This window comes from Oerskovia douganii, assembly GCF_015142735.1.
GTDB classification, from domain to species: Bacteria; Actinomycetota; Actinomycetes; order Actinomycetales; family Cellulomonadaceae; genus Oerskovia; species Oerskovia douganii.
Genome location: NZ_JACSPN010000022.1, coordinates 21,840 through 37,203 on the forward strand (window position 1 = coordinate 21,840; position 15,364 = coordinate 37,203).

Annotated in this window: 18 protein-coding genes; 7 read left to right on the top strand and 11 right to left on the bottom strand. The window is 72.9% G+C overall.

Annotated elements, in window-relative coordinates; all coding sequences use genetic code 11:
- Nucleotides 1-110: 110 nt before the first annotated feature.
- From H9623_RS15060 to H9623_RS15080, 5 genes are all read right to left on the bottom strand, one after another.
- Complete coding sequence (locus H9623_RS15060; RefSeq protein ID WP_193720842.1) at nt 111-272, bottom strand: hypothetical protein; 162 nt, start codon at nt 270-272, stop codon at nt 111-113.
- A 228-nt stretch (nt 273-500) separates the two neighbouring features.
- The gene (locus H9623_RS15065; RefSeq protein WP_193720843.1) at nt 501-1,172 is read right to left on the bottom strand and encodes a DsbA family oxidoreductase; all 672 of its coding nucleotides are present in this window, start codon (nt 1,170-1,172) and stop codon (nt 501-503) included.
- 105 nt (nt 1,173-1,277) lie between these two features.
- Entirely contained in the window at nt 1,278-1,886 is a 609-nt protein-coding gene (locus tag H9623_RS15070) for a DinB family protein (RefSeq protein ID WP_193720844.1), read from the bottom strand.
- A 113-nt stretch (nt 1,887-1,999) separates the two neighbouring features.
- Complete coding sequence (locus H9623_RS15075) at nt 2,000-2,902, bottom strand: serine hydrolase (protein ID WP_193720845.1); 903 nt, start codon at nt 2,900-2,902, stop codon at nt 2,000-2,002.
- Nucleotides 2,895-3,833, bottom strand: coding sequence for a LysR family transcriptional regulator (locus H9623_RS15080; RefSeq protein ID WP_193720846.1), 939 nt, complete (start codon nt 3,831-3,833; stop codon nt 2,895-2,897). The genes H9623_RS15075 and H9623_RS15080 overlap by 8 nt, the downstream gene beginning before the upstream one ends.
- A 72-nt stretch (nt 3,834-3,905) precedes the next feature.
- On the opposite strand from H9623_RS15080, the gene bla reads away from it, so the two are divergent.
- Together bla and H9623_RS15090 are read left to right on the top strand one after the other, a co-directional pair.
- Nucleotides 3,906-4,838 (top strand): class A beta-lactamase, encoded by a 933-nt coding sequence (gene bla / locus H9623_RS15085; RefSeq protein WP_193720847.1) that lies wholly within the window; start codon nt 3,906-3,908, stop codon nt 4,836-4,838.
- On the top strand, nt 4,835-5,407 hold the full coding sequence (locus tag H9623_RS15090) for a DUF6993 domain-containing protein (RefSeq protein ID WP_193720848.1): 573 nt from the start codon (nt 4,835-4,837) through the stop codon (nt 5,405-5,407). Before bla ends, H9623_RS15090 begins: the two co-directional genes overlap by 4 nt.
- On the opposite strand, the gene H9623_RS15095 is transcribed toward H9623_RS15090, so the two are convergent.
- The 3 genes from H9623_RS15095 to H9623_RS15105 all read right to left on the bottom strand — a co-directional run bounded on the left by H9623_RS15095 (nt 5,404) and on the right by H9623_RS15105 (nt 6,434).
- Nucleotides 5,404-5,664, bottom strand: a complete 261-nt coding sequence (locus tag H9623_RS15095) for a metal-sensitive transcriptional regulator (protein ID WP_056652920.1) — start codon at nt 5,662-5,664, stop codon at nt 5,404-5,406. The two genes, H9623_RS15090 and H9623_RS15095, sit on opposite strands and share 4 nt — an antisense overlap.
- Before the next feature lie 11 nt (nt 5,665-5,675).
- Nucleotides 5,676-6,086 (bottom strand): hypothetical protein, encoded by a 411-nt coding sequence (locus H9623_RS15100; protein WP_193720849.1) that lies wholly within the window; start codon nt 6,084-6,086, stop codon nt 5,676-5,678.
- Between the two features lie 174 nt (nt 6,087-6,260).
- Nucleotides 6,261-6,434: a hypothetical protein gene (locus tag H9623_RS15105; RefSeq protein ID WP_193720850.1), complete on the bottom strand. Its 174-nt coding sequence runs from the start codon at nt 6,432-6,434 to the stop codon at nt 6,261-6,263.
- 75 nt (nt 6,435-6,509) lie between these two features.
- On the opposite strand from H9623_RS15105, the gene H9623_RS15110 reads away from it, so the two are divergent.
- On the top strand, nt 6,510-8,303 hold the full coding sequence (locus H9623_RS15110) for an FAD-dependent oxidoreductase (protein ID WP_193720851.1): 1,794 nt from the start codon (nt 6,510-6,512) through the stop codon (nt 8,301-8,303).
- Between the two features lie 294 nt (nt 8,304-8,597).
- Here the strand turns inward: H9623_RS15110 and H9623_RS15115 are convergent, their stop codons facing one another.
- Nucleotides 8,598-8,792 (bottom strand): hypothetical protein, encoded by a 195-nt coding sequence (locus H9623_RS15115; protein WP_193720852.1) that lies wholly within the window; start codon nt 8,790-8,792, stop codon nt 8,598-8,600.
- Nucleotides 8,793-8,950: 158 nt separating this feature from the next.
- Here H9623_RS15115 and H9623_RS15120 point away from each other — a divergent pair, with 158 nt between their 5' ends.
- From H9623_RS15120 to H9623_RS15130, 3 genes are read left to right on the top strand one after another with little or no spacing between them, the layout of a single operon-like run.
- Nucleotides 8,951-9,577 carry a histidine phosphatase family protein gene (locus H9623_RS15120; RefSeq protein ID WP_193720853.1) on the top strand — a complete coding sequence of 209 codons (627 nt, stop codon included), beginning with the start codon at nt 8,951-8,953 and terminating at the stop codon, nt 9,575-9,577.
- 36 nt (nt 9,578-9,613) lie between these two features.
- Nucleotides 9,614-10,426 carry a hypothetical protein gene (locus tag H9623_RS15125; RefSeq protein WP_193720854.1) on the top strand — a complete coding sequence of 271 codons (813 nt, stop codon included), beginning with the start codon at nt 9,614-9,616 and terminating at the stop codon, nt 10,424-10,426.
- Nucleotides 10,423-10,947: a PH domain-containing protein gene (locus tag H9623_RS15130; RefSeq protein ID WP_193720855.1), complete on the top strand. Its 525-nt coding sequence runs from the start codon at nt 10,423-10,425 to the stop codon at nt 10,945-10,947. Before H9623_RS15125 ends, H9623_RS15130 begins: the two co-directional genes overlap by 4 nt.
- 46 nt (nt 10,948-10,993) lie before the next feature.
- On the opposite strand, the gene H9623_RS15135 is transcribed toward H9623_RS15130, so the two are convergent.
- Nucleotides 10,994-11,677 carry an MOSC domain-containing protein gene (locus tag H9623_RS15135; protein WP_193720856.1) on the bottom strand — a complete coding sequence of 228 codons (684 nt, stop codon included), beginning with the start codon at nt 11,675-11,677 and terminating at the stop codon, nt 10,994-10,996.
- A 176-nt stretch (nt 11,678-11,853) separates the two neighbouring features.
- Between H9623_RS15135 and H9623_RS15140 the strand changes: the two genes are divergently transcribed.
- Nucleotides 11,854-13,377, top strand: coding sequence for an APC family permease (locus H9623_RS15140; protein WP_193720857.1), 1,524 nt, complete (start codon nt 11,854-11,856; stop codon nt 13,375-13,377).
- A 104-nt stretch (nt 13,378-13,481) separates the two neighbouring features.
- Here the strand turns inward: H9623_RS15140 and H9623_RS15145 are convergent, their stop codons facing one another.
- Nucleotides 13,482-15,215, bottom strand: a complete 1,734-nt coding sequence (locus H9623_RS15145; RefSeq protein ID WP_321575473.1) for a M20/M25/M40 family metallo-hydrolase — start codon at nt 15,213-15,215, stop codon at nt 13,482-13,484.
- Between the last annotated feature and the right edge of the window lie 149 nt (nt 15,216-15,364).

Sequence of the window (15,364 nt, forward strand, 5' to 3'; positions counted from 1 at the left end):
CCGAGAACGTCGATGGCCCTGCCGAGAACGGGGTTGCGGTCGATCTGAGCCTCAGGACGACCGGAACCCCGTTCTCGAGCGCACAGAGGCTCGTGCTCGGCGGCCGAGGGTCACTCGGGAAGAGCGCACACCCCGTCGACGCACACCGCGGAGTCGTCGTTGCCGACCATCGTGAACGGTGCAGCGGCCTCCGCGGCCGAGACCGTCATGAGCGTCGTGCGACGCGGGTTCGCGATCGAGTGGAAAGGGTTGTCCTGGACGGTGTCAGTCATGGGATCTCCTGATGTCACGTGCTGCGGTGCTCGTGGGTGGTGGGGCGGGGCGCCGTCTCGACGGGCGGACGGTCGCGAGGCCACCGGGACCAGCGACGCTGCGGGTTTCCGACAGTCTGGCTGATACCCGGTCGCATTCGCTACCGCTCCTCCTGTGATCTCGGTCGCATTCCACGTGGTAGGTGGACGTGATCGGGAGGAGGTCGGACGAAGCCCCGGGACGGGGTGTCAGGCCACGGACTCCGCGGCGTCCGCGACGACCTGGTCGAGGACCTGCGTGAACACGGCCGGGTCCTGAGCACCCGAGACCCCGTACCTGCCGTTGAACACGAAGAACGGGACGCCGCTGATGCCGTAGGCCCGCGCCTGCTCGATGTCCTGCTCGACGGCGTCCTCGAACTCGCCGCTCTCGAGGGCCGCGCGGACCTCGTCGGCGTCCAGGCCGACGTCGGTCGCGAGCGCCGCGAGCTCGTCGATGCGGCCCACGTGGCGGCCCTGCTCGAAGTACGCCTTGAGCAGGCGCTCCTTCATCTCGACCTGCTTGCCGCGGGACTTCGCGAAGTGCAGCAGCTCGTGCGCCTTGAGCGTCTTGGTGTGCTGGAGCGCGTCGAAGTCGTACGCGAGCCCCTCGGCCGCCGCGACCGTCGTCATCTGCCCGAGCATCTGCTCGACCTGGCCCGCGGGCATGCCCTTGTGCTTGGCCAGGAAGTCGACCTCGGTGCCCTCGAAGTCGACCGGGGTGTCCGGAGCGAGCTCGAACGAGTGGTACTCGATCTCCACCTCGGGAGCGTCCTCGCGGCCCGAGAACCCGGCCAGCGCCGTCTCGAAGCGGCGCTTGCCGACGTAGCACCAGGGGCACGCCACGTCGGACCAGATGTCGACCTTCACCTTTTCGCTCATGACCGGGATCAACGACCAGGACGCCCCGAGGATTCCCCGGGACGGTGTGATCCTGCCGACGCGGGGCGTGCCGGCCGGCCGCGCGGGGTCCGTTGGTGGGCCGGTTCAGCCCGCGTGCCGCGCCCGGTACAGGTCCTGGAGCACCATGATCTCGGCACCGTGGTGGATGAGCTCGCGGTTCATGTGGAGCACGAGGTGGCCGAACGGTGCCTGGGCGTCGATCTCGGTCGCCTGACCGAGGCCGACCGTGAAGACCTCGTCGTCGGGCAGCGAGTCGACGCCGTCGCGCCACAGGTCCACCCACCGGGTGAGCCCCTCGATCGCGGGGTCCACCTCGCCCGAGAACGCGACGGCGTCGCGGCGGGCGATGCGGTCGCCGAACGTCCACTCCCAGCGTTCGAAGAACGCCTCGGTGAGGTGCGCGACGAGCCACGCGATGGTCCGCGGCTGCGGGGAGTCCGACCCCTCGGGCCACTCCATGACCCACTCGCCGACCCCGAGCGTGCGGGGCGAGCGTTCCTCCCCGCGGCGCACGACGCGCAGGGCGTCGGGCCCGGGCTCCCACTCGAACTCGTCCTGGTCGAGGGTCACGAGCCGTCCGAGGACCTCGAGCCACGAGAAGCCGAGCTGGCCGCGCACGAGCGCGAGCGGGGTGGGGACGGTCAGCAGGGACCAGTCGAAGGCGGGGCTGCCGTAGGTCGCGTCGTCGCTCATGGGTCGCTCCTGAGGGGGTTCGCTCCTGCCCGACGGCGCCGCTCGCCCCGGGCGTCCTGCTCTCCCCCGCGATCATCCCCCGGGGCCCGGGGGCCCGCCTGCGGGAGCGACGGTCAGCGGTGCGAGCGCAGCTCGTCGTGGAGCGAGCGGGCGACGAACCCGAGGGCCTGCTCGGCCGCGGGCTGGATCCGTGCGGGCACGGTGGACTCGCTCAGCACGGCGATCGCGAAGGTGGCGCCGTCGGGGTGCTCGAGCACCCCGACCTCGTGCCGCAGGTGCAGGAACGTCCCGGTCTTCGACGACCAGGTCGAGACGTCGCTCTCCAGGTCCGGTGCGAGCCGGTTCCGCAGGACGTTCCTGGCCAGGAGCGCCCGGGTTCTCTCGACCGTCGTGCGAGCGAGCCGCTGTCCGGTCCACACCTCCTGGAGCAGCCGGACGAGACCACGGGCCGTGCCCGCGTTCGCCTGCGTGACGTCGAGCTGGGGGACGAGGTGCCCGCGCCCCTCGGTCGTCGACCGGATGGCCAGCGAGAGCGCGAGATGCAGCTCGCCCGGGCCGAGGCGGCTCGCGAGCGTGCGGTGGAGCTCGTGGATCGGGTGTCTGAGCGTGACGTCCGTGATACCGAGCGTGCGCAGCATGCCTGTGACGGCGTCCGGTGGGCACAGCGCGAACAAGGCGTCGGCCGCGGTGTCGTCGCTCAGGCACGTCGCGAGGTAGAGCAGGTCCTCGACAGCGACGCTCGCAGGGTGGGCGAACTGCGAGAGCCCTGTCGGCCCCGGCGTCCGCTCGGGGCCGTCGATCGTGACCACCATCGACAGGTCGACCTTCCCCGCCGCCGCCCGCTCGAGGACCGCGACCGCGAGGGGGAGCTTGACGACCGATGCGAGCGGGTAGGGAACGTCCGGCTCGATCGCGAGCTCCCTGCCGGTCCCGAGGTCCTGCACGAGGACCGATGCCCGCAGGCCCGCGGCCTCGAGCACCCGGACGGCGTCCCTGACCACCGAGCCGTCACCCACGGGCGGGCTCCTGCTCGGTCTGGGGCTCCCGGGCGACGCCCGTGCCGTCGGCGCCGAGCAACGTCGCGACCGCCGGCGAGCAGGAGGCGAGGAAGCGTTCGGCCAGGCTCTCGTCCCCTGCGGCCAGAGTGTGCGCCCGCACCAGCCGCTGGTCGCCGAGCGGTCGCCAGCGCAGGTCGTAGGTGCGGGCCTCGGACGGGGTGCACAGGACCAGGTCGTCGGAGACGAGGATCTCGGACAGTGCGCGGACGGTCGACTCCGCGACGCGGACCTGCACGGGCGCGAGCCCCGCCTCGTCCCGGGCCCGCTCCAACCGGTCGCGGACGTGGGGTACGTCGTCCTCGGGTTGGAGCCAGAGCCGTCGCAGCGCTCCCATCGGTCGTCCGCGCGAGGGACGCAGCTCACCCAGGCGGAAGGTCCCCGTCGCGTCGTCGTCCGGGTGGGACCCGACCCCCAGCGACGCCGTCCAGCGTGCCCGGTCCGGGGGGACGTTCTCGAGGAAGAGCGAGGTGCTTCCGGACCGGAAGGCCTCGGCGCGCTCCGCAGGGTTGCCCGCGACGGGTGCCAGCGGGAGCCGACCGGCGGCACCGGCCGCGCACAGCTCCGCCAGCACGAGCGGTGGCACCGACGGAGGGACGCCCACGCTCAGCGGGCGCGAACGAGAGCGCCTGGCGTCGTCGACCAGGTCGGCGGCTGCACCGACGAGCCGGGCCGCTCCGGGCAGGACGCCGCGGCCGAACGCGGTGAGCGCGACCCGCCGCGACGTCCGGTCGAAGAGCCGTCCGCCCAGATGGGCCTCGAGGGCCCCGATGCGTCGGCTCGCGACGGACTGGCTGACGCCCGCTGCCAGGGCGCCGGCCGTGAAGCTCTCCCGGTCGGCGACGGCGACGAACACCTCGCACGCCGCCAGGACATCGAGTGATCGACCCATGGATGCCACTCTCGCATCGATAGGGGGATTTCGTGCTTTGTCTGCATCGATCACCGCTCCGAGACTCGTGGCATGACTCCTCGAGACGCGACCGCCCCGCTGGTCTCCCGCCGATCCGTCCTCGCCCTGCTCGCCGCTGCGGGGCTCACGGCCGCCTGCTCCCCGCAGGACACGGACCCCGTGGTCGCCGCCACGGCCTCCGGGTCAGCGCCGACCGCCGCACGACCCGACCTCGACGAGGCCCTGCGCGACCTCGAACGGTCGCGGGCGCTCACGGTCGGGGTGAGCGTGCGTGGCGGCGGCCGGGCGGACTATGGCTACCGTGCGGGCGAGCGCTTCCCGATGTGCTCGCTGTTCAAGCCGCTCGCAGTGGGGGCGCTGCTCGCAGACAGGGCCTACGACGACGCGTACTGGGCGCGCGAGATCGCGTTCGGCCCGGAGGACGTCGTGGAGAACTCTCCCGTGACGTCCGCGACGACGACGTGGCGCATGACCCCCACGCAGCTCGCCGACGCCGCGCTCCGCTTCAGCGACAACACCGCGGGCAACCTCCTGCTGCGGGAGATCGGCGGCCCGACGGCCGTCACGAGCTTCGCCGCCTCGCTCGGCGCGCGCGCGACGCGCCTCGACCGGATCGAGCCCCAGCTCAACGAGGCGACGCCGGGAGACGACCGCGACACCTCGACGCCGGACGACGTCGCGCGCATCTACGGCGCACTGCTGCTCGAGCGCAGGGCCGGCGCCCTGACCGCGGCACGGCTCGGGGACTGGATGCTGCGGAGCACCACGTCCGGCAAGCGGTTCCGCGCCGGACTCGACGGCACCTACGAGCTCGCGGACAAGACCGGCGCAGGAGGCTACGGCGTCGTCAACGACGCGGGCGTCCTGTGGCGGCCCGCCGTCGAGCCGACGACACTCGTCGTCATGACCCGCACGGACTCTCCGAGCGCGACCTGGGACGACGAGGCGGTCGCCGCGATCACCCGTCTCGTCGTGGCCTCGTGAGCGCGGGACGCTGGGTGCTCGGGGGCCTGGTCACGATCCTGGCGGTCGGCACGCTCGGGGCGGTCCTCGTGCTGGGCGCGGTCGGGCTGCAGCTGGACGCCGGGGTCGACCGCTCGCCGAACCGGTCCTCGGCCTCCCCGACCGTCTCGCCGTCTCCGACCGGAGCCTGCCCGGCGACCGACGACGACATGCCGACCGGCTGCCTGCCGTACGACCCCGAGGCGCTCATGCGCTCGAACGACGCGTACCGGCAACGGAGCTCCAGCCCGCAGGACGCGGCTCTCGCGGCGCGCTCGGTCCCGGCGGTCGAGGCGGCGCTGACCGCGCTGACCGGGTCGGGCGCGACGTTCCGCTCGCAGGACGTCGTCGACGCCCTGACCGCTGCCGGCTTCACGACGGTCCAGACCACGGGCGACACGGACGTCTGGGGAGACGGCGCGACCGCTTTCGGGATCGGCGTGAGCGTCCCGGGCGGGTGCGTGTTCGGAGACGTCCGGCCGGGCGCGCTCGCCCTGGAGTCAGGCGGCCCGATCGCCGACGGCGGCTGCCTCGAGATGCCCTCGCACTAGGTCAGCGACAGGAAGAGCTTCTCGAGCTTCTGGACGTCGGCCGGGCCGTTCTCGTCGTCCGTGAGGCACTGCTTCATGCCCGACGCGATGATCGCGAACCCGGCACGGTCGAGCGCCTTGGACACCGCGGAGAGCTGCATCACGAGGTCGGCGCAGTCACCGCCCTCGTCGACCATCCGCACGACCGCGGCGAGCTGCCCCTGGGCGCGCTTGAGCCGGTTCGAGACCTTCTTCATCTCGTCCTTGTCGAGCTCCATGACTCTTCCTCTCATCGCATGCACACGTCGCGGGTGCTGCTCGTGCGCTGCACCAGCCCGAACAGGACGACGGCCAGCGCGGGCAACACCATCCCGACCTGGTGCGGCGCCTGGCCCAGCAGGAACGCCGCCGCGAGGACGGTGCCGCCCGAGACGACCGCGCACGGCGAGCACCCGAGGGTATCCCGCCAGGTCTCGCCGCTCGCAGGGACGTAGCTCGCGAGCGTGAGCGCCCCGGTCACGGCCACCGCGACGACGAGTCCCAGCCATGCGGGCGTGACGGCGGCCGTCCAGCCGCCGCCCGCCTGCACGAGCAGCGCGAGCAGGCCCGGGACGAGGACGGCGCCGACGACGAGCCGACGCCGTCCCCACGTCGCCCGGGCCGGGCGCCGGGTCCGCACGGGCAGCGGGACCGGGGTCATGGGCAGGTGCAGCGCTCGGAGGGCTCGAACTCGGCGAGGACCTCCTCGGCGTGCAGGCCGCAGCCGGTCCAGGTGATCTTGCGGCAGGTGCCGCAGCGGGCGGGGCTGCACATGGTGGTTCTCCTCAGGTCGGGTGGGTGCGGCGCGCAGGCCGCGGGCGGGTGGTGGGGCGGGTCAGCGCTTGAACAGGCGCGACAGGAAGCCACCGGCCGCGGGTGCCTTGGGCTCTGCCGCGTGGCCCTCGCAGCGGTCGGTGCGGGGGACTCCCCGCATGACCTGGTCGACGTGCTGGCCGCAGCCGGCCCACGTCGTCTTTCCGCACTTCTTGCAGGTCACAGCTCTGCACACGCTCGTCCTCCTTGGTGGATGTGATTCCACTATACCCCCGGGGGTATGCTGCTTCCCGAACCCCAGGAGGAAAGCATGAAGATCGTCATCGTCGGAGGCGTCGCGGCCGGCATGTCCGCCGCCACCCGCCTGCGCCGCCTGTCGGAGGACGCCCAGATCGTCGTCCTCGACGCCGGAGAGCACGTCTCGTTCGCCAACTGCGGCCTGCCCTACTACGCGGGCGGAGTCATCGAGGACCGCGACGCGCTCCTGCTCCAGACCCCGGAGTCGCTCGCCGCCCGCTTCCGCATCGACGTCCGCGTCCGCCACCGCGTGACCGGCGTCGACGCCTCGGCCCACACCGTCACGGTCCGTGACCTCACGACCGGCCAGGAGACCGTCGAGACCTACGACCGCCTCGTGCTGAGCCCCGGCGCCCGACCGGTCGTCCCGCCCGCCCCCGGCATGGACCGCGCCCTCGTGCTGCGCGACGTGTCCGACGTCGACCGGATCGTCGCCGCGATCGACGGCACGGCCGGCTCGACGACGGGAGCAGCCCACGCACCCGCCCGTTCGGCCGTCGTGATCGGCGCCGGGTTCGTCGGCGTCGAGGTCGCCGAGAACCTCGTCCACCGCGGACTCGACGTGACCCTCGTCGAGCTCGGCGACCAGGTCCTCGCCCCGCTCGACCCCGAGATGGCGATCCGCGTCCGCCAGGAGCTCGAGGCCCACGGCGTCCACGTCCGCACCTCGACCCAGGTCAGCGCGCTCGGTCCGGACACGGCCGACCTGGCGACCCCCGACGGCTCCCCGCGCGGGACCGTCCCGGCCGACCTCGTGGTCGCCGCGATCGGCGTCCGCCCCGACGTCGAGCTCGCGGTCCTCGCCGGCGCACGGATCGACCCCCGCGGTGGCATCGTCGTCGACGAGGACCTGCGCACGACCGTCCCCGACGTGTTCGCCGTGGGCGACGCCGCGACCAAGCGCGACGCCCTCGCGCCCCACGACACCGCCGGTGCCGGGTCGGCGGGCCCCGAGCCGACGACCCTGATCCCCCTCGCGAACCTCGCCAACCGGCACGGGCGGCACGTCGCCGACGTGATCCTGGGTCGCCGCAGCGGCATGCGGCCCTCGATGGGGACCGCCGTCGTCGGGGTGTTCGGGCTGACGGCCGCGAGCGTCGGACGCAGCGAGAAGCGCCTGCGCGCCGAGGGACGGCCCTACCGGGCCATCCACACGCACCCCGCCCAGCACGCGGGCTACTACCCCGGCGCGACCCAGATGGCGCTCAAGATCCTCGTCGACCCCGAGACCGACCAGGTCCTCGGGGCGCAGGGCGTCGGCCGCGACGGCGTCGACAAGCGCATCGACGTGATCGCCACCGCCGTCGCAGGCGGCCTCACGGCCTCCGACCTCGCCGACCTCGAGCTCGCGTACGCCCCCGCGTACGGCTCGGCCAAGGACCCCGTCAACATGCTCGGGTACGTCGCCGACAACCTGCGCACGGGCGAGACCCGCAGCGTCCAGTGGCACGAGCTCGACGACCTCGTCGCGCAGGGCGCGACCGTCGTCGACGTCCGCACGCCGGGCGAGCACGCGCGCGGGACGGTCGAGGTCGGCCGTGACGACGCTCTCGCCGAGACGGGCACGCGCCCCGCGCTCAACGTCCCGCTCGACGAGCTGCGCGAACGAGCCGCTGCCGAGATCCCGGCCGGGGCACCCGTCGTCGTGCACTGCCAGGTGGGGCAGCGCGGGCACACCGCCGCGCGCCTGCTCACCCAGCTCGGCTACGACGTGCGCAACCTCGACGGCGGCTACCTCACGTGGCGCGACGGGACGCTCGCACGGCGCGCAGCCCACGCCGAGGACCTCGCGTCCACCGAGGCCTGACCCACCGGCGCGCCGGGCGGGCGAGGGCAGGACGGCCTCCGCCCGCCCGGGCCCCCGGGCAAGGGGGCCGGTCCTCGTCGGCCCGTCCGGGCGCGGCGGTCGCCTCCGCGCGGGCTGCCTACGATGGTCGGGTCCGCCACGCCCCCCGGGCGTGACCCCGCACCGGCAGGAGCCTCATGCCCGTCCGTCCCCGCACCGTCCTGCTCGTCTCGGCAGGGATCGCCGCCGTGCTGCTCGGCTCGCTCGTGGTGTTCCTGTCGATCGTCGGGATCGACGGCGTCGCCTGAGAGCGGCTCAGACCACCTCGTGCGACCCGGTCCACGACGCCACCGTGCGGTCGTCCGAGGTCTGCAACGAGAACGACGTGAGCGGCAGGTTCCCGCTCCGCTTGCGAGACCGGACGACGTCGAGCGCCGCCTCGTCGCTCTCGGCCTCGAACGGTTCGCCTCGCAGCGCAGCGGTCGCCGTCAGGATCGAGTAGGTGGTCATGACGGACGAGCCTAGAGCCATACCCCGCCCCGAGACGACCCCCGACAGGATCACAGTCGCCGCTCCCCCCTCCCCTCGGCGAGACCCGGTACCCTGCGCGTGCTCCGCCGTCGGGCCTGGGAGATGCTCGGAGGACCACGCCCACCACGGAGGCCACCATGCCCGACCCCCAGCTCGTGCTCCTGCGGCACGGCGAGACCGAGTGGAGCCGTACCGGCCGGCACACCGGCACGAGCGACATCCCGCTCACGGCGCTCGGTGAGGACCAGGCGCGGGCCGCCGGGCGGACCCTCGCCGGACGCGACTTCGCGCTCACCCTGTGCAGCCCCCTGCTCCGCGCCCGGCGGACCGCCGAGCTCGCCGGGCACGCCGACGCGGTCACCGACCCCCACCTCGCCGAGTGGGACTACGGCCCCGTCGAGGGGCGCACGGCCGACGACGTGAGCCGGGAGATCGGGCGGGACTGGCTGATCTTCCGCGACGGCGTGCACGTCGGTCCCCGCGCCGCGGCCCCGGGCGACGCCGGCGGACGCCACGGCGAGACGCTCGACGAGGTCGCCGCCCGGGCGCGCGCCGTCGTCGAGCGCGTCGAACCCGTGCTGCGCGACGGGGGCGACGTGCTGCTCGTCGCGCACGGCCACCTGCTGCGCGTGCTCACGGCCGTGTGGCTCGAGATGGAACCCGACGCGGCCGCCCGGTTCGAGCTGGGGACCGCGAGCATCAGCGTGCTCGGGCACGGGCACGGCCTGCGCACCCTGGAGGGGTGGAACCAGCCGACGGGCTGAGCACGTCCCCGTTCGCCGGGCCACTACCGTGTGCGGGTGACGACGACCGCACCCCGCGTCGGGACGACGCCCCTGTCGAAGGTCAGGCTCCGCGACGTCCCCGGCGTGGCCTGGACCCTAGCGGTCGGATTCGCTCCACGTGCCCGGGACGGCGGGCGCCGTGCCCGCCTGCTGTCCGCCGCGACCTGGCTCTACTGGTGTGCGACCGTCCTGGTGCTGCCCGGCATGAGGCATCACGACCGTCTCGTCGTCGCACGGGTCGGACGCCGTTCCTTCGGCGCCCAGGTGGCGATCGCCGGACGCATCGTCGTCGCCGTCGTCGGCCTGGAGGTCGCCGTGTTCGCGATCCTGCTCCTCCCCGAGGTGCTCGTCTGGTGGGCACCCGCCATGACCTGGGTGGTGCTGGGCTGCCTGGGCGCCTGGCTCGTGACCAGCCTCCTGACGGCCCTCGCGCTGCTGACGCCGATCCTCGCCCGGATCTGGGCCGTGGGTGCCGAGGCGCGGCGACGGCTCGGCACGGAACAGGCCGCCGCCGACCTCGCGACGGTCAGGTCCACCCGCTGGACCGTCGACTCGGTGACCTCACGCCTGCCGCACGGCGGCCTCGCGGTCGTCGCGGCCCACGTGCGCGCGACCGTGCCCCTGGGCGAGACGGTCGTGGTGCAGGCCGCGTCGGCGAACCACGTGCGGCTCTACGAGCGGTACGGGCTCGCCCCGCTCGCGATCGCGCCCTGGACCCTGGTCGGGGAGCACCTCTCTCAGCACCGCTCCCCCGGGCGTGGACGCCCGGGCCGCCCCCGGACCGCCGTCCCGGAGGACTCGCCCGAGGTGGCACGATGCTCCCCATGAGCGTCAACAAGAACCTCGCCGAGGGCGAGAGCGTCGTCATGGAGCTGCGGACCCACCCCAAGGCCCTGTTCCTGCCGGTCCTCGTCCTGGTGCTGATCGTCGCCGCCGCGACGGCCATCCTCTGGTTCTCGCCCGAGCACCCGGTGATCCTGTGGGGGACGCTCGGCGTCGCAGCGGTCGCGGCGGTCGTCTGGGTCGTCGTGCCGCACCTGCGCTGGCTGACCACCAGCTACACCGTGACGACCAAGCGCATCTCGACGCGCACGGGCATCCTCACGCGCACGGGCCGCGACATCCCGCTCTACCGCATCAACGACGTGACGTACGAGAAGGACCTCGTCGACCGCCTGTTCGGCTGCGGGACGCTCATCATCTCGGACGCGACCGCCAAGCCCGGCATGACGCTGCCCGACGTCCCGCGCGTCGAGGAGGTCCAGGTCCGGCTCCACGAGCTGCTGTTCGCGGCCGACGACGGCTCGGACGACGGCGAGTGGCCCCCGAACGAGCCGCAGCGCGCCTGAGCCGCCCCGCCCCGCGGCGGCCTCTCGCCCCGCACCCGGCGAGGGGTCAGCGGACCGCCCGCTCGGCGCGCTCGAGCATCTCCGCCGAGAGCCGGACCTCGCCCGCCTCCTGCGACGCGAGCAGCCGCGCCGCGAGGTCGGCCGCCGTCCCGGCCGCCCGTGACCCGAACCAGTCCGCGATGCTCACGCCGTGCGAGGGCGAGCGCACGACCTCGACCGTGTCCCCGGCCTGCACCTCGCCCGGCGTCACGACCCGCAGGTAGGCACCCGTGCGGTTCGCGTCGGTGAAGCGCTTGACCCAGCGGTCCTCGCCCAGGCGGCGCGCGAACGTCGCGCACGGCGTCCGCGGCTGCGTGACCTCCAGGACAGCGCTCCCGACCTGCCAGCGCTCACCGATCAGCGCCCCGCTCGCCGCGACCCCGCGCGTGCGGAAGTTCTCGCCGAACAGGCCGGGCACGACCTCGTAGCCGAGCTCGGCCGACCAGTGGTCGGCGTCCTCCTGCGAGTACGCGTACACGGCCTGCTCCTCGCCGCCGTGGTGCGCACGGTCGGCCTGGACGTCGGCGTACAGGCCCAGCGGGCGCACCTTGACGGGCCCCTCGACGGGTCGCTTGTCGATCGCGGTCACGCCGACCGTGCCCGCGTCGGGCAGCAGGACGTGCACGCGGCACACGGCGAGGAGCTCACCGGTCGCGCCGGGACGGGCAGGGGCGGGGAGTGCTGGGGTCACCGGAAGATTCTCCCAGGTCGGCGCGGTCCCCCGGCCCGACGGCGCCGCACCGGGCGGGTGGTTCCCGTCGCCCCGCGCGGGACCCGGCCGGGCGACGGCACCCCGCGGACCCGGGCCGCGCCGTCGGGCAGTCGCCCCGGCGCGCGTGAAGTCGGCACGCCGGACAGACTGGGCCGATGGCCAAAGGTGTTCTACGACTCAAGTCCGTCGAGGAGTCCCTCGCATCGCTCGACGACCCGGAACGTTCGCTCAAGCGCGACCTCACCGCCTGGGACCTCGCCGTCATGGGGGTCGCGGTCGCGGTCGGGGCGGGCATCTTCTCGGTCGGTGCGACGGCCGCCGCGAACTTCGCCGGGCCGTCCGTCATCATCTCGTTCGTCATCGCCTCGATCGTGTGCGCGCTGGCCGTCATGTGCTACGCCGAGTTCGCGTCGGCGCTGCCGGTCGCCGGGTCCGCGTACACGTTCTCCTACGCGACCATGGGCGAGCTCGTCGCGTGGATCATCGGGTGGGACCTGATCCTGGAGATGCTGCTCGCGTCGGCCGTGATCGCGAAGTTCTGGGGCATCTACCTGTCGGACGCGTTCGGGCTGTTCGGCGTCGACCTGCCGCTGACCATCCCGATCGGGCCCGTGGACCTCGAGTGGGGACCGGTGTTCATCGTCGGGGTGTTCACGACGCTCCTCGCGATCGGGACCAAGCTCAGCAGCCGCATCAACAGCGTGTTCACGATCATCAAGGTCGCGATCACGCTGTTCGTGATCGTCGTCGGCTTCTTCTACGTCAAGGCCGAGAACTACACGCCGTTCATCCCGCCGTCGCAGCCCGCGCCGGAGAAGTCGGCGCTCGAGCAGCCGCTGTTCGGCTTCCTCACGGGCCTCGAACCCACGACGTACGGCGTCATGGGGCTGCTCGCGGGCGCGGCGCTCGTGTTCTTCGCGTTCATCGGGTTCGACGTCGTCGCGACCACCGCCGAGGAGGCCAAGGACCCGCAGCGCACCATCCCCCGCGGCATCCTCGGCGGGCTCGCGGTCGTCACGGTCCTGTACATCCTGGTGACGCTCGTCGTCACGGGCATGGTCCCCTACACGGACCTCGCGGCCTCCGAGGACCCGTCGCTCACCACGGCGTTCATCCTGGTCGGCGCGGACTGGGCCGGGAAGGTCATCTCGGTCGGCATCCTCCTGGGCCTGACGACCGTGATCATGGTCCTGCTCCTGGGGCTCACCCGCGTCATGTTCTCGATGAGCCGCGACGGCCTGCTGCCGCGCGGCGTCTCCCGGACGTCCCCGCGGTTCCACACCCCGGTGCGGCTCCAGGTCGGCATGGGGGTCGTGGTGGCGCTCATCGCGGGCCTCGCGCAGGTCGAGCTGCTCGAGGAGATGATCAACATCGGGACCCTGTCGGCGTTCGTGCTGGTCAGCTTCGGCATCCCGATCCTGCGTCGCACCCGCCCCGACATCGCGCGCGGCTTCCGCGTCCCGTGGTCGCCCGTGCTGCCCATCGTCTCGGGTGTCGCGTGCCTGTGGCTCATGACGAACCTGACGACGCTCACGTGGCTGCGGTTCCTCGTGTGGGTCGTGATCGGGCTCGTGATCTACGCGTCGTTCGGGTACCGGAACTCGCTCCTGTCGAAGCGCAACGTCGCGGCGCGCGAGGCGGCCGCGGCCGCGGAGGGCGACCGGGCCCCGCCGTCCTGACCGTCCCGTGCACGACGGCGCCCCCTCCCCCGGCGAGAGTCTCACCGGAGGAGGGGGCGCCGTCGTGCGGGACCACCGGGACAGGGTCCCTCGGTCTCACGAGATCAGCAGGTGAGGGCCGCGTAGTCCAGCGTGTACGTCTCCTGCGACCCCGCGTCGTCCCACGCCCTGACCGTCACGCTGCCTGCGGGCAGCGTGCCCGACCGGGCGCTGAACGTCTGGTGCGCGATCTTGCCCGGGTTGACGTGGTTGAACGTCTTGGTCCCGAACGGCGTCGTGACCAGCACGTCGAGCGGCCGGTCCTCACCGTTGGTCGCGACGACCTTGAGCGAGGCCACCTTGCCCGTGCAGCGAGCGGTCGCGCTGAGCCCCGTCAGCTCGGGGTCGACGGGCGAGACCACACCGTTGATCGCCGACGTGTCCGCCGCGAGCGACGCCGTCGCGTGAGCGATCGCCTTGACGTTGATGTCGAGCGCGACGGGGTCGATGTTGTCGATGTCGTCGGCCGCCGAGTGGTAGTTGGGGTCCTGCCAGATCCCCGCCGTGCCGCCGAACAGCGCGACCTCGGCCTCGGTCTTGACGTCGTCGGCCCCCGTGAACAGGCCAGACGCCGGCACCCCGTTCGCGATGAACGCCTGGTAGTCCGAACGACCCGAGAACTCCGAGTCGACCCACGCCTGCCCGATCGAGTCGAAGTAGTCCGTGAAGACGTCCTCCGTCTCCGGGGAGCCCGGCGGGACCTCGACCGGAGCCGGGTACGTGGACTCGTCGGCGTCGTAGACCCCGATCACGTAGTTCGGCGAGCCGACCATGTCGAAGTTCAGGTACGTCGCGATCTGGTCGAGCGCCGTCGGGTCGTTCGCGACCAGGTCGTCGACGTAGTGCGTCGACCCGACGAGGCCCACCTCCTCGGCCCCCCACCAGGCGAACCGCACCTGGTTGTCGAGCGGGCCGCCGTGCTTCGCGAGCTGGACCGCGGTCTCCAGGATCGCCGCCGAGCCCGACCCGTTGTCGTTGATGCCCGGCCCCTCCGGCACCCCGTCGAGGTGCGCGCCCAGCATCACGACGTTGTCCGCACGACCCGTGCCGGTCTCGGCGAGGATGTTGAACGTCGTGTGCGTGACGGTCGAGGTCTGGAGCACGTACGTCGCGTCGGTCTCGCCCCCCGCGACCCCGGCGATGATGGCCTGACCGTCCGCCTGCGTGATGCCGGCCGTCGGCACCCACACGTCGCTCGGCTCACCGAGCGTCGGGCTGATGGGACCCGCCGTGTTGTTGTAGATCAGGACGGCCGCGGCACCCGCCTCGGCCGCGAACTGGACCTTCAGCGAGAAGTTGCACGAACCGCGACTGACCAGGGCGACACCACCCGTGGCCGCGACCCCGGCCCACGCGTCGGCCGTGCACCCCTGCTTGAGGGCGTCGGCCGGCTGGACCACGGGCCCCGTGACGCCCTCAGGAGGCGTGTCCGGCGCGAACTCCGCGGGGAAGATGTTCTCCGTGACCGCGTGTCCCCCCGCCGTGAGCGACAGCGCGTCGGTGCGCTGGTCGTCGAACGAGAAGTACTGGCGCTCGGGCGTGTACCCGGCGTCGGTCAGGACCTGCTCGACGTACGCGGCGCTCGCCTCGTAGCCGGGGGTCTCCAGGGCGCGGTTGCCGCCGTTGGCCTCCGCGATGGCCTGGAACTGCTCCAGGTGCTCCATGACGGCCGCGCCCGAGACACGATCCTCGAGCGGGGCAGGTGGCGCAGGCGGCGCGGCTGCGGCCTGCGGGACGAACAGCGCGGCGAGCCCCAGGCTCAGCGCGGCGACGGACGGGACGATCGGACGTGTTCTCACACTCGTTCTCCTCCACTGGTCCCCCAACGCAGGCGGACGCACACTCGACGCGACGCTGCGGGGAGTTCGGTTGACGCGAGCGTAGGGGCAGATGCCTGGTCGCGACAGAGGAAAGCGGCGACTTAACACGATACTTACCGCGCCGTCCC

Excerpts from the sequence above, each read along its gene's own strand:
- H9623_RS15060 (WP_193720842.1), bottom strand. The coding sequence starts at position 272 with ATGACTGACACCGTCCAGGACAACCCTTTCCACTCGATCGCGAACCCG.
- H9623_RS15065 (WP_193720843.1), bottom strand. The coding sequence starts at position 1,172 with ATGAGCGAAAAGGTGAAGGTCGACATCTGGTCCGACGTGGCGTGCCCC.
- H9623_RS15070 (WP_193720844.1), bottom strand. The coding sequence starts at position 1,886 with ATGAGCGACGACGCGACCTACGGCAGCCCCGCCTTCGACTGGTCCCTG.
- H9623_RS15080 (WP_193720846.1), bottom strand. The coding sequence starts at position 3,833 with ATGGGTCGATCACTCGATGTCCTGGCGGCGTGCGAGGTGTTCGTCGCC.
- bla (WP_193720847.1), top strand. The coding sequence starts at position 3,906 with ATGACTCCTCGAGACGCGACCGCCCCGCTGGTCTCCCGCCGATCCGTC.
- H9623_RS15095 (WP_056652920.1), bottom strand. The coding sequence starts at position 5,664 with ATGGAGCTCGACAAGGACGAGATGAAGAAGGTCTCGAACCGGCTCAAG.
- H9623_RS15100 (WP_193720849.1), bottom strand. The coding sequence starts at position 6,086 with ATGACCCCGGTCCCGCTGCCCGTGCGGACCCGGCGCCCGGCCCGGGCG.
- H9623_RS15110 (WP_193720851.1), top strand. The coding sequence starts at position 6,510 with ATGAAGATCGTCATCGTCGGAGGCGTCGCGGCCGGCATGTCCGCCGCC.
- H9623_RS15115 (WP_193720852.1), bottom strand. The coding sequence starts at position 8,792 with ATGACCACCTACTCGATCCTGACGGCGACCGCTGCGCTGCGAGGCGAA.
- H9623_RS15120 (WP_193720853.1), top strand. The coding sequence starts at position 8,951 with ATGCCCGACCCCCAGCTCGTGCTCCTGCGGCACGGCGAGACCGAGTGG.
- H9623_RS15130 (WP_193720855.1), top strand. The coding sequence starts at position 10,423 with ATGAGCGTCAACAAGAACCTCGCCGAGGGCGAGAGCGTCGTCATGGAG.
- H9623_RS15140 (WP_193720857.1), top strand. The coding sequence starts at position 11,854 with ATGGCCAAAGGTGTTCTACGACTCAAGTCCGTCGAGGAGTCCCTCGCA.